This window comes from Enterobacter sp. FUJ80071 (genome assembly GCF_038739915.1).
Lineage (GTDB): Bacteria > Pseudomonadota > Gammaproteobacteria > Enterobacterales > Enterobacteriaceae > Enterobacter > Enterobacter kobei.
The window spans coordinates 915,349-936,073 of record NZ_JBBXKH010000001.1; the positions used below are offsets into that span (position 1 = coordinate 915,349).

Below are 20,725 nucleotides of genomic sequence, written 5' to 3' on the forward strand. Positions count from 1 at the left end.
GAGGAGAACCCATGCTGGAACTGATTTGCAAACGTCTGCTGCTGGCCATCCCGACCCTGCTGCTGGTGAGCATGATGGTGTTTGGCCTGCAAAAACTGCTGCCCGGCGACCCGCTGATCGCCATGGCCGGGGAGGAGCGCGATCCGGCGGTTATCGCCCAGCTGCGTGCTGAGCTCAATCTGGATGCGCCCATTCCTGTGCAGTATTTCAACTGGTTAACGCGCGCATTGCAGGGCGACCTGGGGGTCTCCTTACGCACGCACGAACCGGTGACGCAGCTGATTGCCAGTAAATTGCCTGTGACGCTGGAGCTGTCGCTTCTGGCGATGATTATCGCGCTGGTATTTGGCATTAGCATGGGGATCCTCGCGGCAGTGAACAAAAACAGTTGGGTCGATCACGGGGCGAACTTTGTGGCGATCTCGGGGATCTCGATCCCCCATTTCTGGCTGGGGATCCTGCTGATTCTGGTCTTCTCGGTGAACCTGCAGTGGCTTCCCGCGTCCGGCTATGTACCGTTCAGTGAGGATCCGGTGCAAAACCTGCGCACGCTGCTGCTGCCCGCAGCCGTTCTCGGTACAGGGCTGGCGGCGACGCTGATGCGCCATACCCGTGCATCGATGATTGCGGTCCTGAAAGCGGATTACATCCGCACCGCGCGCGCGAAAGGATTACTGCCGAAAGCGGTGATCTTAAAGCACGCGTTTCGCAATGCGCTTGTGCCGGTGATCACCCTTACGACGCTGCTGTTTGGTGAGCTTCTGGGCGGTGCGGTGCTGACCGAGCAGGTCTTCACCATTCCCGGCTTCGGCAAGATGATCGTCGATTCGGTATTTAACCGAGACTACGCGGTGGTGCAGGGCGTGGTGCTGATCGTGGCGATCGGCTTCCTGCTGCTCAACCTGCTGGCTGACGTGCTCTACGTTCTTATCAACCCGAAAATGCGAGGTTAACCATGGCGGAACTGACGACGCAAACCGCTGTGCCCGCGCTGCCGCGCGCGCAAAACCGGGTGCTAAAGAAATTCCTCGCCAATAAAAGTGCGGTGATTGGCGCGGTGGTGGTGGGCTTCTTTGTGCTGGTGGCGCTGCTGGCGCCGTGGATCGCCCCGTTCGACCCGGTCAAAGCCAACTTCCTGGCGGTGCGTAAAGCGCCGTCGGCAATGTACTGGTTCGGAACCGACGAGCTGGGGCGCGACATTTTATCCCGCATTATCTGGGGGGCGCGAACCTCGCTGATGGCGGGCTGTATGTCGGTCGTTATCGCGGTAGCGATCGGCGTGCCGCTGGGGCTGGTAGCGGGGTATTTCCAGAAGATGTGGGATGGGGTGATCTCGCGCTTCATTGAAGCGCTGCTGGCCTGCCCGTTTCTGATCATGGCGATCGCGCTGGGGGCATTTTTAGGCCCAAGCCTGACCAACGCGATGATCGCCATTGGCCTTTCCGCGATGCCGATCTTCGCCCGTCTTACGCGTGGGCAGGTGATCGCCATCCGCAACGAAGAGTACATCGACGGCGCGCGGGCGATTGGCCTGCCGGATCGCTGGATCATCATCAAATACGTGCTGCCCAACGTGATGTCACCGATCCTGGTGCAGGCCACGCTGGCGATTGCCTCGGCGATTATCGCCGAAGCCAGCCTGTCGTTTTTAGGGTTGGGGCAGCAGCCGCCCAATCCGTCCTGGGGGTCAATGCTCAACACCGCGAAAGGTTTTCTTGAGCAGGCGCCGTGGATGTCCGTTTTCCCCGGCGTGGCAATTTTCCTTGCCGTGCAGGGCTTTAATTTACTTGGCGACGGGCTGCGCGATGCGCTCGATCCGCGCCACGACTAAGGAGTCATGATGACTAAAGCGCTTGATTTTACGTCCGGTTACGAATCACGACGCCCTCCGATGATGGGCCATAACGCCGTTGCCACTTCGCAACCGCTGGCGGCGCAGGCAGGAATGAAAATGCTGCAGCTGGGCGGTAATGCTGTTGATGCGGCGATTGCCACCGCGATGGCGCTGACGGTAGTCGAGCCGACCGGTAACGGGATCGGCAGTGATGCCTTTGCCATCGTCTGGGACGGTGAAAAACTTCACGGTCTGAACGCGTCGGGGCGCTCACCGGCCAGCTGGCATGCGGATCTCTTTGCCGGAAAAACGGCGGTACCCGAAATCGGCTGGGACGCCGTGACCGTGCCCGGTGCGGTATCCGGCTGGGTTGCACTGGCAGAGCGTTTCGGCACGCTGCCGCTGACCACGCTGGCGCAGCCAGCCATTGACTATGCGCGAAACGGTTTCCCGGTTTCGCCGCTGATTGGCCATCTCTGGCAGCGCGGCTACAACAAGCTGAAAGACCAGCCTGGCTTCAGCGCCTGCTTCGCGCCGGAAAGCCGCGCGCCGCGAGTGGGGGAGATCTTCCGTAACCCGGCGCAGGCGAATTCGCTGGAACTGATAGCGAAAACCAACGGCGATGCGTTTTACCGCGGCGAGCTGGCGCAGAAAATTGCCGCCTTCGCCAAAGAACACGGCGCGCATTTGACGGCTGAAGATCTCGCCAGCCACCGCGTGGACTGGGTAGACCTGCTGTCACGCGACTTCGCGGGTGGTTCGGTGCAGGAGCTGCCGCCAAACGGCCAGGGGATCGCCACGCTGATTGCGCTGGGTATTCTGGAGCAGTGCGGCATCGAGCAGCATCATCCGGACTCCGTGCAGTCTCTGCATTTGTCCATTGAAGCGATGAAGCTGGCGCTGGCGGATCTCGACCGCTACGTGGCGGATGAAGATCATATGGCGTTCGCGGCCAAAGAGCTGCTGAGCGATCATTACCTGAAATCGCGTGCGGCGCTTATCAACCACGAAAGCGCCTCTGATTTTGTCTACGGTTCACCCACCCAGAGCGGTACGGTCTACATCAGCACTGCGGATGCCAGCGGGATGATGGTCTCCTTTATTCAGTCCAACTATATGGGGTTTGGTTCAGGGATCGTGGTGCCAGACACCGGGATTAGCCTGCAAAACCGGGGCTGTGGTTTTTCGCTGGATCCTAATCATCCGAACGCGCTGGCGGGCAGCAAGCGTCCGTTCCACACCATCATTCCGGGCTTTGCAATGGACGGCAGCGGCAAGCCGTTGATGTCCTTCGGCGTGATGGGCGGCCCGATGCAGGCGCAAGGACACATGCAGATGGCGCTGCGCATTATGCTGCACGGGCAAAACCCGCAGGCGGCGATTGACGCTCCGCGCTGGCGCGTGGTGCAGGGCAGGGAAGTGATCGTCGAATCAACGTTCGATCGCAATACTATCGCCGCGCTGCGCGAACGCGGACACCAGATCGTGGTGGAAGATCCGCTGCAGGATTATAACTTCGGCGGTGCGCAGGTGATTTATCGCCTTCCGGAAGGGCATTACGTGGCGGCAACGGAGAGCCGTAAAGACGGACAGGCGTTGGTGAGTTAAACGCTCGAGCAACATTTGTAGGCCGGGTAAGGCGTAGCCGCCACCCGGCTTTTTTTACCCGATGCTAAACGGATCCGCATCCTGCCAGGCCGGAAACTTCTCCCGATACTCCTTCAGCGCGGTCAACGATAGCTCCGCATCAATTCGCGTTGCCTGATGCGGCTCGGCAGTCGCAATAATCTCGCCCTGCGGATTTACCACCCGGCTGTCGCCGCGGTAGTGATGCCCGTTGCCATCCGTCCCCACACGGTTACAGCCCACCACATACGCCTGGTTCTCAATGGCGCGCGCCACCAGCAGCGACTGCCAGTGCAGCGAGCGCGGTGCTGGCCAGTTGGCGACATACAGCGCCAGGTCATAATCGTTGCGGTTGCGCGACCACACCGGGAAGCGCAGGTCGTAGCAGACCAGCGGCAGAATGCGCCAGCCGCGCCACTCGAATACCACGCGCTCATTACCCGCTTCATAGTGATGATGCTCATCCGCCATGCGGAACAGGTGACGTTTATCGTAAAAATGCACTTTCCCTTCCGGCTCAACCAGCAGAAAACGGTTCACTGGCCCGCGCTCGGTTTGCAGGGCGGCACTACCCGCGATCAGCGCGTTTGTTTGCTGCGCTTTGGTATGCATCCAGGCGACCACGTCATCCTGAGGCATTGATTGCTTAGCTGCTTCCATGGCGAAGCCGGTGGTGAACATCTCCGGCAGGACAATCACATCTCGTCCGGTAATCTCTTCCAGTTGACGATCAAAGTGGCGCAGGTTGGCAGGGCCATCCATCCACACTAAAGGTTGCTGCAAAATCGAAATCTTCAAACCCGGCACGATACAGACTCCTCAAACGACCCCTTTTTGACACTGTAGCACGTCATTACGAGAAAATGTGGCAATAAAAAACCCCGCACGCGGCGGGGTTTGTCAGAACGAAACGGGTTATGCCGCTTCAGGTTTACGGTGCTTCTCTGGCAGCTTTACCGGCTGTGTTGCCAGCTCGTCCGGTTCGAAATCATCGACGTTAATACTGCGCAGACGGCTCTCTTCGGCTTTTACCAGAATTGCTGCTTCAGCATTATCGATAATGCCACCTGACAGCGCCTGTTTCGCCAGTTCATCCAGACGGGTGAACGGCAGGTTTTTGCCCAGTTGTTTGCAGATCTTCTGATGAATTGGGTCGGCGGCCATTACATCAAGCAGCGCCTCTTCCAGCAGACCCACCGGGTTATGTGGCGTAGGGGCCAGGTACTGACCACGGCCGATACGGGAGCGTGTCGCGCTCGGTACCTGCAGGATTTTCGCCACTTTGTGGTCCAGCTTGTCGGACGGTGCCAGGTGGTGACGACCGGTCGGGAAGATCACCACGCGCAGGGCGCCCGCAACAAAGCGGTTCGGGAAGTTCGCCAGCAGATCGTCAATCGCCTGTTCTGCCTGATACATCGCATCCTGAACGCCCCAGTGTACCAGCGGCAGATCCGCTTCCTGACGCCCTTCGTCGTCGTAACGCTTCAGGACCGCAGACGCCAGGAAGATCTGGCTCAGCACATCCCCCAGACGGGCAGATATACGCTCGCGACGCTTCAGGCTACCGCCGAGAACGGCCATGGAAACATCCGACAGCAGAGCCAGGTTGGCGCTCAGACGGTTCAGATGCTGGTAATAGCGTTTGGTCGCATCACCGGTTGGCGTCGCGCTGGTAAGACCGCGCGTCAGGCCGAGCCAGAAGCTACGCACCTTGTTGCTACCCACGTGACCGATATGTTTGAACAGCAGCTTATCGAAGGCATCCACGTCGTTGTTCTGCGCAGCGGCCATCTCTTCCAGCACGTACGGATGGCAGCGAATCGCCCCCTGACCGAAGATCATCATGCTGCGGGTCAGGATGTTTGCCCCTTCCACGGTGATGGCAATCGGTGCGCCCTGATAGCCGCGCGCCAGGAAGTTGCCTTCGCCGAGCATAATGCCTTTACCGCCTGCGATATCCATCGCGTCAATGATCGACTGCTGCGCGCGGTGGGTACAGTGGTATTTCACAATCGCGGACAGCACGGCCGGTTTTTCGCCCAGCATAATGCCGTAGGTAATCAAAGATGCGGCGGCATCCATCACGTAGGCATTACCCGCAATACGCGCCAGCGGCTCTTCGATACCTTCCATCTTGCCGATGGAGATTTTGAACTGACGGCGGATGTGGGCGTATGCACCAATCCCCATCGCCACAGATTTCAGGCCACCGGTAGAGTTCGACGGCAGGGTAATGCCGCGGCCAACCGACAGACATTCCACCAGCATACGCCAGCCCTGACCGGCCATTTTCGGACCACCGATGATGTAATCAATCGGTACAAAGATGTCCTGACCGCGGGTTGGACCGTTCTGGAACGGCACGTTCAGCGGGAAGTGACGGCGACCAATTTCAACGCCCGGGGTAGAGGTTGGGATCAGCGCACAGGTAATGCCCAGATCTTCTTCGCCGCCCAGCAGTTTTTTCGGGTCAGAGAGCTTAAAGGCCAGACCCAGCACGGTGGCGATTGGCGCCAGGGTGATATAACGCTTGTTCCAGGTCAGGCGCATGCCCAGCACCTGCTCGCCCTGCCACTCGCCCATGCAGACCACGCCGGTATCCGGGATCGCGCCTGCATCGGAACCAGCTTCCGGGCTGGTCAGCGCGAAGCAAGGGATTTCCTGACCACGCGCAAGACGCGGCAGGTAGTGATCTTTCTGCTCTTCCGTACCGTAATGCTGCAGCAGTTCACCCGGGCCTAAGGAGTTAGGCACGCCAACGGTAATCGCCAGGATCCCGGAGACGCCCGCCAGCTTTTGCAGGACGCGAGCCTGAGCGTAAGCGGAGAATTCCAGACCGCCATACTCTTTCTTGATGATCATCGCGAAGAAGCGATGTTCTTTCAGATACGCCCACAGCTCTGGCGGCAGATCGGCCATTTCATGGGTGATGGCAAAGTCGTTTGCCATGCGGCACGCTTCTTCCACCGGGCCGTCAATAAAAGCCTGTTCTTCAGCGGTCAGACGCGGCTGCGGATAGTTATGCAGCTTTTTCCAGTCCGGGTTGCCCTGGAACAGGTCGCCTTCCCACCAGGTGGTACCGGCATCAATCGCTTCTTTCTCAGTCCGCGACATTGGCGGCATCACTTTGCGGAAGCCTTTGAACACCGGCGCGGAGATCATCGACTTACGCATCGGGGTAAAGTTAAACGGCAGAAGAATGATGGCCAGCGGAACTAAAAGCCAGATATTCCACAGACCAGCGACGCCAAGTGCAGCCGTCCAGGCCAGCAGAATCACACTACTTAGGAATAAACTGACGCGGTGATAGAACAACACACCGAGCAGTACAACAGTTGCGAGAATGCTCAAAATCATCATAAAGAAAAGCTCCCTTGCTTGTAGGAGGTCTGACCACTTGTGATGATATGGTTGTAGTTGATGTTATTTCCTTTAGCAATGTGTTTACAAAATAATTACAACCGGGCTCACATTGTTCGTGTTTTCGCCGGCACGAAAAAGCAAAACGCCGGAGGATTCGCATGGCTTTAGCTTCTCGCTTTTCCCGCTATCCGGTACACTCCACTGTGTTATTTCATCAATACTGAAGGATTATCCTCATGTACCAGGATCTTATTCGTAACGAACTGAACGAAGCGGCGGAAACGCTGGCTAACTTTCTGAAAGATGATGCCAACATTCACGCTATTCAGCGCGCGGCGGTCCTGCTGGCCGACAGCTTTAAAGCGGGCGGCAAAGTGCTCTCCTGCGGTAACGGTGGTTCCCACTGTGATGCCATGCACTTTGCAGAAGAGCTGACCGGACGCTATCGCGAAAACCGTCCGGGCTACCCGGCGATTGCGATTTCCGACGTCAGCCACATCTCCTGCGTAGGCAACGACTTCGGTTACGACCACATCTTTTCCCGCTACGTTGAAGCGGTAGGCCGTGAAGGCGACGTGCTGCTGGGGATCTCTACCTCTGGCAACTCCGGCAACGTGATCAAAGCGATCGCCGCCGCGCGTGAAAAAGGGATGAAAGTCATCACCCTGACCGGTAAAGATGGCGGTAAGATGGACGGTACGGCGGATGTCGAAATTCGCGTTCCGCACTTCGGTTATGCTGACCGTATTCAGGAAATTCACATCAAAGTGATCCATATCCTGATCCAGCTGATCGAAAAAGAGATGGTTAAGTAAGACTTCGCTGGGGGCACTCTTGCCCCCGCTGTTGTGGAGGTGATGTATGTGCGAACTGCTCGGGATGAGCGCCAATGTGCCAACCGATATCTGCTTTAGTTTCACCGGGCTGGTGCAGCGCGGTGGAGGAACCGGGCCGCATAAAGACGGCTGGGGCATTACCTTCTACGAAGGCAAAGGGTGTCGCACGTTCAAAGATCCACAGCCCAGCTATAACTCACCGATTGCCAAACTGGTGCAGGACTATCCCATCAAGTCCCGCTCGGTGATTGCGCACATCCGTCAGGCAAACCGCGGCGAAGTGGCGCTGGAAAATACCCATCCGTTTACCCGTGAACTGTGGGGGCGAAACTGGACCTACGCGCACAACGGGCAACTGACGGGCTATAAGTCGCTGGAGACGGGGAATTTCCGCCCGGTCGGCGAAACGGATAGCGAAAAAGCCTTCTGCTGGCTACTGCACAAGCTGACGGAACGTTATCCTCGTACGCCCGGCAACATGACCGCCGTGTTTAAATACATTGCGACGCTGGCATCCGAGCTACGTGAAAAAGGCGTGTTTAACATGCTGCTGTCAGACGGACGCTATGTCATGGCGTTCTGTTCGACGAACCTGTTCTGGATCACGCGCCGTGCGCCGTTTGGCGTTGCAAAGCTGCTCGATCAGGATGTGGAGATAGACTTTCAGAAAGAGACCACACCGAACGATGTGGTCACAGTCATTGCGACGCAGCCGCTGACGGGCAACGAAGCCTGGCAAAAGATCATGCCAGGCGAGTGGATGCTATTTTGTCTCGGGGACCGTGTAATTTGACGCCAGCTGTGGATGGACGACTTCGTGGCTCAGCGGTTTGCTGACCACGTAACGGCCATCGACGATAGAAACCACAGGCGGCTTGTGGGTCTGCTCAAAGTAGTCGTAACCCGGCTTCAGCTGTTTCCAGAAATCGGCGTAATAGGAGTACTTATGGCGGGCCATGTTGGCATCCGTCATACGGAACGGATAAATGCTGACCTGAACGTTAGGCTGCCCGAACACCAGCGCGCCTGTTACGAACTGGAAAATTTCATCAATGCCGGCATCGGTCATCGCATAACAGCCGATAGACACGCAGGCACCGTGGATCATCAGGTATTTCCCTTCATAACCGTGAGCACGGTCATAGGCATTGGGGAAACCGATGTTAATGGCTTTATAGAAGCGGCTGTCCGGTTTGAGCTGGCTACGCTGAACGTTATAAAACCCTTCCGGACTTTTAAAATCACCCTGGCGCTGTTTTGGCCCCAGCCCGCCGGAGTAATTACAAATTTTGTAGCTATCAAGCAGCTGATATGTCTCGCCCATTTTCACAAATAGATCGAGCGTGCGTTCTTCCTTGAAGATTTGAATATAAACCGGCGATCCCATTAACTGCTGTTTATATTCTTTGCTGATCGGCGTCGTGGAGCTGTTGCTGCTGAGCAGCCCGGCAAACGACATGCACGGAATCAGAAGCATCGCAATGAACAATGCGATTTTACGCATACTACAAGTTCCTTGATAAAACGTAGACCAACTTGCCAGGGCGGCAAAAGAGACCCGAAATCAGATTATTCTGTTAGGAGCGCTCACATTAGCACCGCTATAGATTTTCGCAAGAGTCGGGCGATGAGTTTACAAATTAGTTTTACTTTATAAACCATCAAAATCACGCTGGCTCCAGGAACTTTGCGTATTAGCTCGCAATTTGGCGCGCCCGAAGGCGGATCCCCTGCCCGTGAGAAGGGGAAAATGGTACACTTCGCGCCCACTGGATTGTTGTTTATGGAAACCTGCTAACCACATGTTTAAAATAAAAAAAGGACTTAATCTGCCGATTGCAGGCGTGCCCGAGCAGCTCGTTTCGCCCGGTGCAAGTGTCCGTCATGTCGCCATCGTAGGCGACGATTATCTGGGAATGCGCCCCTCTATGCTGGTTCAGGAGGGCGATCGCGTTATCAAAGGGCAGGCGCTCTTTGAGGATAAAAAAAATCCCGGCGTGCTGTTCACTGCTCCCGCCAGCGGCACCGTTGTGGCGATCAATCGTGGCGAGCGCCGTGTCCTTCAGTCGGTGGTGATCCGCATTGAAGGCGATGAACAGCGTGAGTTTGCCCATTACGACGCCGCAGAACTCGCGTCGCTTAGTCGGGAAACTGTGCAGGCTCAACTGCTGGCATCCGGTTTGTGGACGGCACTTCGCACGCGTCCTTTCAGCAAATCCCCCGCTCCTGATACGGCCCCGGCTGCCATATTCGTGACGGCCATCGACACCAACCCGCTCAGCGCAGACCCGCAGCCCGTTATTCTGGCGCAGCGTAAAGCCTTCGATGCCGGGCTGACGGTTTTAACGCGCCTGACGCCCGGAAAAGTTCACGTCTGCCAGGCCGGCGGTGGCAAGCTTGGCGGCCATCCGCAGGGGCAGGTCACGTTTAATGAATTTTCGGGTCCACATCCGGCTGGGCTGGTCGGCACCCATATTCACTTCCTTGAGCCGGTGAGTCTGAAAAAACAGGTCTGGCATCTTAATTATCAGGACGTCATTGCCATTGGTAAGCTCTTTACCACTGGCGTTCTCTGCGCTGAACGGGTCATCGCTATCGGCGGTCCGCAGGCTGCAAACCCGCGCCTGGTAAAAACGCTTCTGGGAGCCGATCTTAATGACCTGCTTTCCGGGGAAACGAAAGAGGGTGAAAACCGCCTGATTTCCGGTTCAGTACTCAGTGGGCGCCGTGCAGTTGATGCGCATGCGTACCTGGGCCGTTTCCACCTTCAGGTGAGCGTTGTGCAGGAAGGGCGTGAGAAAGAGCTGTTCGGCTGGGTGCTGCCGGGTGCAGAGAAATACTCCGTGACCCGCACTACGCTGGGTCACTTCCTGCGTCATAAGCTCTTTAATTTCTCCACCAGCACGAACGGCGGGGAGCGCGCAATGGTCCCGATTGGCAACTACGAACGCGTGATGCCGCTGGACATTCTGCCCACCGTGCTGCTGCGCGATCTCCTTGCCGGTGATACCGACGGCGCGCAGGCGCTGGGCTGTCTCGAGCTGGATGAAGAAGATTTGGCGCTGTGTACCTATGTGTGTCCAGGTAAATACGAATATGGACCCGTATTGCGCGAGGTGTTAACCCGCATTGAGCAGGAAGGATAACGATGGGCTTAAAACACCTCTTTGAAAAAATAGAGCCGCATTTTACCGAGGGTAAACTGAAGAAGTACTACCCGCTGTACGAAGCGACGACGACCATTTTCTACACGCCGGGTCTGGTGACGAAAGGGGCGGCGCACGTTCGCGATGCCATCGACCTGAAACGCATGATGATCCTGGTGTGGTTTGCGGTCTTCCCGGCCATGTTCTGGGGCATGTACAACGTGGGGCTGCAAACCATTCCGGCGCTGCATCATCTCTATGATGCGCAGCAGCTGGCGCAGGTCATTCAGTCTGACTGGCACTACCGCCTGGCACAGTCGTTAGGCGTGAGCTTCGCGGCGGACGCGGGCTGGCTCAGCATGATGACGCTGGGGGCGGTATTCTTCCTGCCGATTTATATGACTGTCTTTATCGTGGGCGGTTTCTGGGAAGTGCTGTTCGCCATCATCCGCAAACACGAGATTAACGAGGGCTTCTTTGTTACCTCTATCCTGTTTGCGCTGATTGTGCCACCTACGCTGCCACTCTGGCAGGCGGCGTTGGGGATAAGCTTTGGCGTCGTGATTGCCAAAGAGATCTTCGGCGGGACCGGGCGTAACTTCCTGAACCCGGCGCTGGCGGGGCGTGCGTTCCTGTTCTTTGCCTACCCGGCGCAGATCTCAGGTGACCTGGTGTGGACGGCTGCGGACGGTTTCTCTGGTGCGACCCCCCTTTCCCAGTGGGCGGCAGGCGGCGGTGAAACGCTGGTCAATAATGCGACCGGCCAGCCGGTGACCTGGTTTGATGCGTTTATTGGCAACATCCCGGGCTCCATCGGGGAAGTGTCTACCCTGATGATTTTGCTCGGTGGGGCGATCATTCTCTTTGGTCGCGTGGCCTCCTGGCGCATCGTCGCAGGCGTGATGCTCGGGATGGTGCTTACTGCCACCCTGTTCAATCTCATTGGTTCAAACACGAACCCGATGTTCTCTATGCCGTGGTACTGGCACCTTGTGCTGGGCGGTTTTGCGTTTGGCATGATGTTCATGGCCACCGATCCCGTCTCAGCCTCGTTTACCGACAGAGGTAAATGGTGTTACGGCGCGCTCATTGGGGTGATGTGTGTATTGATTCGCGTGGTCAACCCGGCCTATCCGGAAGGGATGATGTTGGCCATTCTGTTTGCCAATCTGTTTGCGCCGCTGTTCGACTATCTGGTCGTGCGCGCCAACATTAAGCGGAGGAAGGCGCGTGGCTGAAGTCAAAAATAACGACAGCATCAGCAAAACATTGCTGGTGGTTCTGGTGCTTTGCCTGGTCTGTTCCATTGTCGTCGCCGGTTCTGCCGTCGGGTTAAAACCGCTGCAGCAGGAGCAACGGGCGCTGGATAAACAGCGTAACATCCTGGCCGTGGCCGGGCTGATGCAGGAAGGCATGACGAAGGACGACGTCTCAGCCGTGTTTGCTGAACGCATTACCGCACGGCTGGTGAATTTAAAAACCGGTGAACTGATGGATAAAGACCCGGCGAAATATAACCAGGCGCTGGCGCTGAAAGATCCGCAGATGAGCACTTCCCTTGATGCCTCTCAGGATCCGGCAGGGATTAAGCGCCGCAGCAATATTGCGGAGATTTATCTCGTTCGTGACGAGCAAAAACGCGTGCAGGAAGTGGTTTTACCCATCTATGGTAACGGCTTGTGGTCAATGATGTACGCCTTTGTGGCGCTGGACACCGATGGCCGCACGGTCAAAGGCATTACTTATTATGATCAGGGCGAAACGCCGGGGCTGGGTGGCGAAGTTGAGAACCCTAACTGGCGTGCGCAGTTTGTCGGTAAAAAAGTACTCGACGATAACGGTCAGCCTGCGCTTAAGGTGGTGAAAGGGGGCGCGCGTCCCGGTGATGACTTCGCCGTTGACGGCCTTTCCGGGGCCACGCTCACCTCTAACGGGGTGCAGCACAGTTTTGATTTCTGGATGGGTGAACTGGGCTTTGGTCCCTTCCTGAAAAACGTACGTGAAGGAGCGCTAAACAATGGCTGATACGGGTGAACTGAAAGAAGTTAAAAAGGTGCTGATTGGCCCACTTTTAGCCAATAACCCGATAACGCTGCAGGTGCTGGGCGTCTGCTCTGCCCTGGCGGTGACGACCAAACTGGAAACGGCGGTAGTGATGACGCTGGCAGTTACGCTGGTGACAGCGTTCTCCAGCATGTTTATCTCAATGATCCGCCACCACATACCCAACAGCGTAAGGATCATCGTCCAGATGGCGATCATCGCTTCGCTGGTGATCGTCGTTGATCAGCTGCTGCGCGCGTTTGCTTATGAAACCTCGAAGCAGCTTTCGGTGTTTGTCGGCCTGATTATCACCAACTGTATCGTGATGGGGCGCGCTGAAGCCTACGCCATGAAAATGCCGCCGCTGGCGAGCTTTATGGATGGGATCGGCAACGGTCTGGGCTACGGCGTGATCCTGCTGACGGTCGGTTTCCTGCGCGAGCTTATTGGCAGCGGCAAGCTGTTTGGCATCACGGTGCTGGACACGGTACAGAACGGCGGCTGGTATCTGCCAAACGGACTGTTCCTGCTGGCCCCAAGCGCATTTTTCATTATCGGTTTGCTGATCTGGCTGATTCGTACGTTGAAGCCCGAACAGCAGGAAAAGGAGTAACCGACAATGGCTCATTACCTGAGTTTATTTGTGCGCGCGGTGTTTGTTGAAAACATGGCGCTCGCCTTCTTCCTGGGCATGTGTACGTTCCTTGCCGTTTCCAAAAAGGTCTCGACGGCATTTGGTCTGGGCGTGGCGGTCACCGTGGTGTTGGGGCTTTCCGTTCCGATTAACAACCTGGTGTTCAACTTTGTGCTGCGGGACAGTGCGCTGGTGGAGGGGATTGATCTCAGCTTCCTGAACTTCATCACCTTTATCGGGGTAATTGCGGCGCTGGTGCAAATCCTGGAGATGATCCTCGATAAGTATTTCCCGTCGCTGTACAACGCGCTGGGGATCTTCCTGCCGCTCATCGCCGTAAACTGTGCCATCTTTGGTGGCGTCTCATTCATGGTTCAGCGTGATTACAACTTCAGTGAATCCGTGGTGTACGGCTTTGGATCCGGTATCGGCTGGATGCTGGCGATTGTTACCATGGCGGGGATCCGCGAAAAAATGAAATATGCCAACGTCCCTGCCGGGCTGCGTGGCTTAGGGATCACCTTTATCACCACCGGCCTGATGGCGTTGGGCTTTATGTCCTTCTCCGGTGTGCAGCTATAAGGGCTAAAAGATGGAAATTATTCTTGGCGTGGTGATGTTCACGCTGATAGTACTGGTGCTCTCAGGGCTGATTCTGGCGGCGCGCGCGAAGCTGGTCAATTCCGGTGATGTGGTCATTGATATCAATGACGATCCCCAGAATCAGATCCGTACCCCGGCAGGGGATAAACTGCTTAATACGCTCTCCGGCAACGGGATCTTTGTCTCGTCAGCCTGCGGTGGCGGCGGCTCATGCGGGCAGTGCCGTGTGACGGTGAAAGAGGGTGGCGGTGATATTCTGCCCACAGAACTGTCGCATATTACGAAACGTGAAGCGAAAGAGGGTTGTCGTCTGGCATGCCAGGTCGCGGTGCGTCAGAACATGAAGATTGAGCTGCCGGAAGAGATCTTCGGCGTGAAAAAATGGGAGTGCGAGGTTATCTCTAACGATAACAAAGCCACCTTCATTAAAGAGCTTAAGCTGCGTGTGCCTGAAGGGGAGAGCGTCCCGTTCCGTGCGGGTGGCTATATCCAGATTGATTGTCCGGCACACACCGTGGCGTATGCCGACTTCGACGTGCCTGAAGAGTACCGTGCCGACTGGGATAAATTTAATCTCTTCCGCTTTGTTTCCGAGGTCAAAGAGCCCGCGCTTCGCGCCTATTCCATGGCTAACTACCCGGAAGAGAAGGGCATCATTATGCTCAACGTGCGTATCGCCACCCCGCCGCCAAACGTGCCACATGCCCCGCCGGGCGTGATGTCGTCGTACATCTGGTCCCTCAAGCCTGGCGACAAAGTCACCATCTCCGGTCCGTTCGGGGAGTTCTTTGCCAAAGATACCGACGCAGAAATGGTCTTTATCGGCGGGGGCGCGGGTATGGCGCCAATGCGCTCACACATCTTTGACCAGCTCAAGCGTCTTGGGAGCACGCGTAAGATCAGCTTCTGGTATGGGGCGCGTTCCCTGCGCGAAATGTTCTATGACGATGAGTTCGAACAGCTGGCGCGTGAGAACCCTAACTTTACCTTCCACGTGGCGCTTTCCGACCCGCAGCCGGAAGATAACTGGACAGGCTATACGGGCTTCATCCACAACGTGCTGTATGAAAATTACCTCAAACAGCACCCGGCACCAGAAGACTGCGAGTTCTACATGTGTGGTCCGCCAATGATGAACGCCGCTGTGATCAAGATGCTGAAAGATCTCGGCGTGGAAGATGAGAACATCCTCCTTGATGATTTCGGAGGCTGATCATGTTGACCTTTCTGGCGACCTTTGCGGTGTTTGTGCTGGTGGTATTCGGCATGTCATTAGGCTGGATCATCAAGCGTAAAAGCATTCAGGGCAGCTGCGGCGGGATCTCTTCTCTCGGAATGGAAAAGGTCTGCGACTGCCCGGAACCGTGCGATGCGCGGAAAAAAAGAATGGCCCGCGAACAGCAGCGCATTATTTAGTCTTGTTAGTCGGGTAAGGCGAAGCTGCCACCCGACAATTCCCACGTACACTTCTCAACCCTCATTTGTTTACTGTATATTTATCCAGTGATGAGTGAGGGCTTACTATGCGCAAAATAATCCATGTCGATATGGACTGCTTTTTTGCCGCAGTGGAGATGCGTGACAACCCGGCGCTGCGGGATATCCCCATCGCCATTGGCGGCAGCCGCGTACAGCGTGGGGTGATCAGCACCGCCAACTACCCTGCGCGCAAATTTGGCGTGCGCAGCGCCATGCCGACGGCGATGGCGTTAAAACTCTGCCCGCACCTCACCCTTTTGCCTGGGCGCTTTGAAGCCTATAAAGAAGCGTCGAACCATATACGGGAAATCTTCTCCCGCTATACCTCACTGATTGAGCCGCTATCCCTGGACGAAGCCTATCTTGACGTCACCGACAGCCTTCACTGTCACGGCTCCGCCACCCTGATGGCGCAGGAGATCCGCCAGACCATTTTCAACGAGCTGAATCTCACCGCATCGGCAGGCGTCGCGCCGGTAAAATTTCTCGCTAAAATCGCCTCCGATTTAAATAAACCCAACGGTCAGTACGTCATTACCCCCGAAGAGGTGCCTGCGTTTTTGAAAACGCTTCCGCTTGGCAAAATCCCCGGCGTAGGCAAAGTCTCCGCCGCGAAGCTGGAAAGTATGGGATTACGCACCTGCGAAGATGTGCAGCGAAGCGATCTGGCTATGCTTCTCAAGCGTTTCGGAAAATTTGGTCGCGTGCTGTGGGAACGCAGTCAGGGCATTGATGAACGCAGCGTAAGCAGCGAGCGGTTGCGTAAATCGGTTGGTGTTGAACGCACGCTGATGGAAGATATTCACGACTGGTCCGAATGTGAATTCATCATCACTGAACAGCTTTATCCTGAGCTGGAAAGGCGCTTAGCGAAGGTTAAGCCCGATCTGCTCATCGCCCGGCAGGGCGTGAAGCTCAAGTTTAACGACTTCCAGCAGACTACGCAGGAGCACGTCTGGCCGCGTCTGAACAGAGACGATCTTATCGCGACGGCAAAAAAAGCATGGGAAGAACGGCGGGCAGGGCGCGGAGTAAGGCTGGTGGGGCTGCACGTCACACTGTTGGATCCGCAGTTAGAGCGTCAGTTGGTTTTGGGATTGTAGATTACGCCAATCGTAGGCCCGGTAAGCGTAGCGCCACCGGGCAACAGACGACGAATTACTTAGCAGGAATCGCCTTCAGCAACTCGGTCAGCAGGGTCCAGTAATGGCCCACGCTTTCGATATGAACTTGCTCATCCGGCGAGTGCGGCCCGGTAATGGTTGGCCCGATAGAGACCATGTCCATGTTCGGATACGGTTTCTTGAACAGACCACACTCCAGACCCGCGTGGATCACCTGAATGTTCGGCGTGCTGTTGAACAGATGCTGATAGGTTTCGCGCACCAGCGCCATCACCGGAGAACTGGCATCCGGCTGCCAGCCCGGGTAGCTGCCTTTAGCGGAGGTTTTGGCACCCGCCAGCGTCCCCAGAGATTCCAGCATGCTCACCACGTACTCTTTACCGCTGTCGATCAGGGAACGGATCAGGCAGATAATTTCTGCACTGTCGTCGCTCATGGTGACCACGCCCACGTTCAGTGAGGTTTCTACCACGCCTTTCGCCACGTCAGAGTTGCGGATCACGCCGTTTGGCGTCGCGTTCAGCAACTGAACAAAGGTGTCACGAGACTGCACGGTCAGCGCGGCTTTGTCGGTAGTAACAGACTCCAGCACCACGGTCAGGTTTTTCTCTTTCGCTGACAGTTCGTTTTTCAGGATATCCAGGTAGACGCTGGAAAGTTTTTTCAGCTCGTCCGCTTTTGCTGCTGGTACTGCAACGGTGGCGAAGGCTTCGCGTGGGATCGCGTTGCGCAGGGTACCGCCGTTGAAGTCTACCAGGCGCAGATCCAGCTCAGCCGCGTGGCCCGCCAGGAAGCGTGCCAGCAGTTTGTTGGCGTTGCCCAGGCCCAGGTGAATATCGCCGCCGGAGTGGCCGCCTTTCAGCCCTTTCAGCGTCAGCTTGAAGGTCTGGTAACCCGCAGGCACCGCTTCGCGTGACAGTGGCAGGGTAGAGATGAAATCAATCCCGCCCGCGCAGCCCATGTAGATCTCACCTTCTTCTTCGGAGTCGGTGTTGATCAGGATATCAGCCTGCAGCCAGTTCGCCTGCAGACCGAATGCGCCGTCCATGCCCGCTTCTTCGGTCATGGTCAGCAGCACTTCCAGCGGACCGTGCTCAACGCTGTCATCCGCCAGCACGGCCAGCGCAGAAGCCATGCCGATGCCGTTATCTGCACCCAGGGTGGTGCCGCGCGCTTTCACCCAGTCGCCGTCGATGTAGGGCTGGATCGGGTCTTTAGTGAAATCGTGAACGGTATCGTTGTTTTTCTGTGGCACCATGTCCAGGTGCGCCTGCAGGACAACCGGTTTGCGGTTTTCCATGCCTGCGGTGGCCGGTTTACGGATAAGAATGTTGCCAACCTGGTCGCGTTCAGCGTGCAGACCTTTTTCCTTCGCCCAACCCATAATATGTTCGGCAAGCTGTTCTTCATGATAGGAAGGGTGTGGAATGGAACAGATTTTGGCAAAAATATCCCACAGCGGCTGCGGAGATAATTGAGACAGTTCAGACACGATAAGTCTCCTTGTCGATGCTCTGCAAACAAGGTTGCAGGTCACAGGGTTAGCAGGTTAATAGTTACCACAAGACAGGCTTGCGAGATGCAACTGAGAATACCACTTTCTCTGCGGGCTGGTAGCATAAAGCATGTAAAAACTCAGGCAGAGGGCGCTAAACACTGGTTTTTAGTGCGTCAGATCTCTATAATCTCGCGCAACCTATTTCCCCCTCGAACACTTTTTAAGCCGTATAAAAACAGGCTGGGACACTTCACATGAGCGAAAAATACGTCGTCACCTGGGACATGTTGCAGATTCACGCCCGCAAACTGGCTGCGCGTCTGATGCCTTCCGAACAGTGGAAAGGCATTATTGCCGTCAGCCGTGGCGGTCTGGTACCGGGGGCGCTGCTGGCACGTGAGCTGGGTATTCGTCATGTCGATACCGTTTGCATCTCCAGCTATGACCACGACAACCAGCGTGAGCTGAAAGTGCTGAAACGCGCTGAAGGCGACGGTGAAGGCTTTATCGTCATCGACGATCTGGTGGACACCGGGGGTACCGCGGTGGCTATCCGCGAAATGTATCCAAAAGCGCATTTCGTCACTATCTTCGCGAAACCGGCGGGTCGCCCACTGGTTGACGATTACGTGATTGATATCCCTCAGGATACCTGGATTGAACAGCCATGGGATATGGGCGTGGTCTTTGTACCGCCTATTTCAGGCCGTTAATTTCCGCACGTAACTTTACACGCCCGGCTATGTCGGGCGTTGTTCTTTTTATCCTGCCACGCGTTACAATGGACGTTATATGACGTATCCATGGAGGCAACGCAATGACGCAGGCGAATCTCACCGAGACACTCTTCAAACCCCGTTTCAAACACCCTGAAACGTCGACGCTGGTCCGTCGGTTCAATCCGGGTATCCAGCCTGCCGTCCAGTCTGCCTTAGACGGCAAAAACGTCCCCCACTGGTATCGCATGATTAACCGCCTGATGTGGATCTGGCGCGGTATTGATCCGCGTGAAATCCTGGATGTGCAGGCGCGTATCGTCATGAGCGAGTCGGAGCGCACAGACAGCGAACTCTACGACACGGTGGTCGGCTATCGCGGCGGCAACTGGATCTATGAATGGTCTAAACAGGCGATGCTCTGGCAGCAAAAAGCCAGCCAGGAGGAAGATGCTACGCGGAGCGGCAAGCACTGGCTCCATGCGGCCAATCTCTACGCCATTGCCGCCTACCCGCATTTAAAAGGTGATGAGCTGGCTGAGCAGGCTCAGGCGCTGGCGAACCGAGCCTATGAAGAAGCGGCTCAGCGCCTTCCGGGCCAGATGCGCGAACTGGAGTTCACCATTCCCGGCGGTGCGCCCGTCACCGGGTTCCTTCATATGCCTGAAGGAGACGGCCCGTTCCCGACCGTCCTGATGTGCGGCGGGCTGGATTCGCTGCAAATCGACTATTACAGCCTGTATGAGCGTTACTTCGCACCAAAAGGGATCGCGATGTTGACGCTTGATATGCCCTCAATTGGTTTCTCATCCAAATGGAAGCTGACTCAGGATTCCAGTCTGCTGCACCAGCATGCGCTAAAAGCGCTGGAAAACATTCCTTGGGTTGACCACACCCGCGTGGCCGCGTTCGGCTTCCGCTTTGGGGCGAACGTCGCAGTGCGTCTGGCTTACCTTGAATCATCGCGCCTGAAGGCCGTCGCGTGCCTGGGCCCGGTAGTCCACGCCCTGCTTAGCGATCCTGCCCGTCAGGGCAGCGTGCCGGAAATGTACCTTGACGTGCTGGCCAGCCGCCTTGGCATGCATGATGCATCAGATGAAGCGCTGCGCGTTGAGCTCAATCGTTACTCGTTAAAAACGCAAGGTTTGCTGGGACGCCGTTGCCCGACGCCGATGTTGTCCGGCTTCTGGAAAAACGATCCGTTCAGCCCGGAGGAAGAGTCACGCTTAATCACTTCGTCATCTGCGGATGGCAAATTGCTTGAGGTGCCGTTCAGCCCGGTATATCAGAATTTCGACAAAGCACTGAAAGAGATTACGCGCTGGATCGCTCAGAGATTGTGTTAATAGATTGCTAAATTTTGCTGGTTTGGTAAAACAATGGCTTCACAAAAGGAGATCGCAATGACGTTACCGAGTGGACACCCGAAAAGTAGGCTGATTAAGAAATTTATGGCTCTCGGCCCGTATATTCGAGAAGAGCAGTGTGAAGAGAATCGCTTTTTTTTCGACTGCCTGGCTGTTTGCGTCAACGTGAAGCCTGCACCCGAAAAACGTGAATTCTGGGGCTGGTGGATGGAAATGGAAGCTGAGGAGAAACGTTTTACCTATAGCTACCAGTTTGGCCTGTTTAATAAAGACGGCAACTGGCAGGCCACCACCATCAACGATCAGGAAGTGATTGATCGCCTGGAATATACCCTCAAAGAGTTCCACGACAAAGCGAGCGCACTGCTGGCCTCTCTGGAGCTGAAGTTCGAACCCGCGGATAACTTTTCCAGCGAAGCGGTGAAGCTGACCGCGTAATGCTTTTCTCCCTCTCCC

20 protein-coding genes are annotated in these 20,725 nt (G+C 56.2%); 16 read left to right on the forward strand and 4 right to left on the reverse strand.

The features are described from left to right. Nucleotides 1-11: 11 nt before the first annotated feature. From AAER43_RS04295 to AAER43_RS04305, 3 genes are read left to right on the forward strand one after another with little or no spacing between them, the layout of a single operon-like run. Entirely contained in the window at nt 12-953 is a 942-nt protein-coding gene (locus AAER43_RS04295; protein ID WP_014882666.1) for an ABC transporter permease, read from the forward strand. A 2-nt stretch (nt 954-955) separates the two neighbouring features. Further along, nucleotides 956-1,831: an ABC transporter permease gene (locus tag AAER43_RS04300; protein WP_032637422.1), complete on the forward strand. Its 876-nt coding sequence runs from the start codon at nt 956-958 to the stop codon at nt 1,829-1,831. A 9-nt stretch (nt 1,832-1,840) separates the two neighbouring features. After that, nucleotides 1,841-3,442: a gamma-glutamyltransferase family protein gene (locus AAER43_RS04305; RefSeq protein ID WP_050863210.1), complete on the forward strand. Its 1,602-nt coding sequence runs from the start codon at nt 1,841-1,843 to the stop codon at nt 3,440-3,442. Between the two features lie 54 nt (nt 3,443-3,496). On the opposite strand, the gene AAER43_RS04310 is transcribed toward AAER43_RS04305, so the two are convergent. Together AAER43_RS04310 and fadE are read right to left on the reverse strand one after the other, a co-directional pair. Continuing rightward, nucleotides 3,497-4,267 (reverse strand): amidohydrolase, encoded by a 771-nt coding sequence (locus AAER43_RS04310; RefSeq protein WP_014882669.1) that lies wholly within the window; start codon nt 4,265-4,267, stop codon nt 3,497-3,499. Between the two features lie 108 nt (nt 4,268-4,375). Next, entirely contained in the window at nt 4,376-6,820 is a 2,445-nt protein-coding gene (fadE, locus tag AAER43_RS04315; protein WP_050863211.1) for an acyl-CoA dehydrogenase FadE, read from the reverse strand. Nucleotides 6,821-7,059: 239 nt separating this feature from the next. On the opposite strand from fadE, the gene lpcA reads away from it, so the two are divergent. After that, nucleotides 7,060-7,638, forward strand: a complete 579-nt coding sequence (gene lpcA, locus AAER43_RS04320; RefSeq protein WP_010427884.1) for a D-sedoheptulose 7-phosphate isomerase — start codon at nt 7,060-7,062, stop codon at nt 7,636-7,638. Between the two features lie 46 nt (nt 7,639-7,684). Further along, entirely contained in the window at nt 7,685-8,452 is a 768-nt protein-coding gene (locus AAER43_RS04325; RefSeq protein ID WP_050863212.1) for a class II glutamine amidotransferase, read from the forward strand. Here the strand turns inward: AAER43_RS04325 and dpaA are convergent. Beyond that, nucleotides 8,423-9,163 (reverse strand): peptidoglycan meso-diaminopimelic acid protein amidase, encoded by a 741-nt coding sequence (gene dpaA, locus AAER43_RS04330; protein WP_014882672.1) that lies wholly within the window; start codon nt 9,161-9,163, stop codon nt 8,423-8,425. The two genes, AAER43_RS04325 and dpaA, sit on opposite strands and share 30 nt — an antisense overlap. Nucleotides 9,164-9,461: 298 nt before the next feature. Here dpaA and AAER43_RS04335 point away from each other — a divergent pair, with 298 nt between their 5' ends. The 8 genes from AAER43_RS04335 (at nt 9,462) to dinB (ending at nt 16,667) form a co-directional block, all read left to right on the forward strand. Next, nucleotides 9,462-10,805 carry a Na(+)-translocating NADH-quinone reductase subunit A gene (locus tag AAER43_RS04335; protein WP_050863213.1) on the forward strand — a complete coding sequence of 448 codons (1,344 nt, stop codon included), beginning with the start codon at nt 9,462-9,464 and terminating at the stop codon, nt 10,803-10,805. 2 nt (nt 10,806-10,807) lie between these two features. Continuing rightward, nucleotides 10,808-12,043 (forward strand): NADH:ubiquinone reductase (Na(+)-transporting) subunit B, encoded by a 1,236-nt coding sequence (locus AAER43_RS04340; RefSeq protein ID WP_014882674.1) that lies wholly within the window; start codon nt 10,808-10,810, stop codon nt 12,041-12,043. Then, nucleotides 12,036-12,830 carry a Na(+)-translocating NADH-quinone reductase subunit C gene (locus AAER43_RS04345; protein WP_014882675.1) on the forward strand — a complete coding sequence of 265 codons (795 nt, stop codon included), beginning with the start codon at nt 12,036-12,038 and terminating at the stop codon, nt 12,828-12,830. Before AAER43_RS04340 ends, AAER43_RS04345 begins: the two co-directional genes overlap by 8 nt. Continuing rightward, nucleotides 12,823-13,461, forward strand: coding sequence for an NADH:ubiquinone reductase (Na(+)-transporting) subunit D (locus AAER43_RS04350; protein WP_014882676.1), 639 nt, complete (start codon nt 12,823-12,825; stop codon nt 13,459-13,461). The genes AAER43_RS04345 and AAER43_RS04350 overlap by 8 nt, the downstream gene beginning before the upstream one ends. Nucleotides 13,462-13,467: 6 nt before the next feature. Then, the gene (gene nqrE, locus AAER43_RS04355) at nt 13,468-14,064 is read left to right on the forward strand and encodes an NADH:ubiquinone reductase (Na(+)-transporting) subunit E (protein WP_006810004.1); all 597 of its coding nucleotides are present in this window, start codon (nt 13,468-13,470) and stop codon (nt 14,062-14,064) included. A 10-nt stretch (nt 14,065-14,074) separates the two neighbouring features. Next, nucleotides 14,075-15,298 (forward strand): NADH:ubiquinone reductase (Na(+)-transporting) subunit F, encoded by a 1,224-nt coding sequence (gene nqrF, locus AAER43_RS04360; RefSeq protein WP_014882677.1) that lies wholly within the window; start codon nt 14,075-14,077, stop codon nt 15,296-15,298. A 2-nt stretch (nt 15,299-15,300) separates the two neighbouring features. Further along, nucleotides 15,301-15,501: a (Na+)-NQR maturation NqrM gene (gene nqrM, locus AAER43_RS04365; protein WP_014882678.1), complete on the forward strand. Its 201-nt coding sequence runs from the start codon at nt 15,301-15,303 to the stop codon at nt 15,499-15,501. Nucleotides 15,502-15,608: 107 nt separating this feature from the next. Then, nucleotides 15,609-16,667: a DNA polymerase IV gene (gene dinB / locus AAER43_RS04370; protein WP_014882679.1), complete on the forward strand. Its 1,059-nt coding sequence runs from the start codon at nt 15,609-15,611 to the stop codon at nt 16,665-16,667. Nucleotides 16,668-16,722: 55 nt separating this feature from the next. On the opposite strand, the gene pepD is transcribed toward dinB, so the two are convergent. Beyond that, a complete protein-coding gene (pepD, locus tag AAER43_RS04375; RefSeq protein ID WP_050863214.1) occupies nt 16,723-18,180 on the reverse strand; it encodes a cytosol nonspecific dipeptidase in 1,458 nt (485 codons plus the stop codon). Between the two features lie 260 nt (nt 18,181-18,440). Here pepD and gpt point away from each other — a divergent pair, with 260 nt between their 5' ends. The 3 genes from gpt to crl all read left to right on the forward strand — a co-directional run bounded on the left by gpt (nt 18,441) and on the right by crl (nt 20,707). Then, nucleotides 18,441-18,899: a xanthine phosphoribosyltransferase gene (gpt, locus tag AAER43_RS04380; RefSeq protein ID WP_003863205.1), complete on the forward strand. Its 459-nt coding sequence runs from the start codon at nt 18,441-18,443 to the stop codon at nt 18,897-18,899. A 104-nt stretch (nt 18,900-19,003) separates the two neighbouring features. Continuing rightward, complete coding sequence (gene frsA / locus AAER43_RS04385; RefSeq protein ID WP_014882681.1) at nt 19,004-20,248, forward strand: esterase FrsA; 1,245 nt, start codon at nt 19,004-19,006, stop codon at nt 20,246-20,248. A gap of 57 nt (nt 20,249-20,305) precedes the next feature. Further along, nucleotides 20,306-20,707, forward strand: coding sequence for a sigma factor-binding protein Crl (crl, locus tag AAER43_RS04390; protein ID WP_014882682.1), 402 nt, complete (start codon nt 20,306-20,308; stop codon nt 20,705-20,707). Nucleotides 20,708-20,725 lie beyond the last annotated feature (18 nt).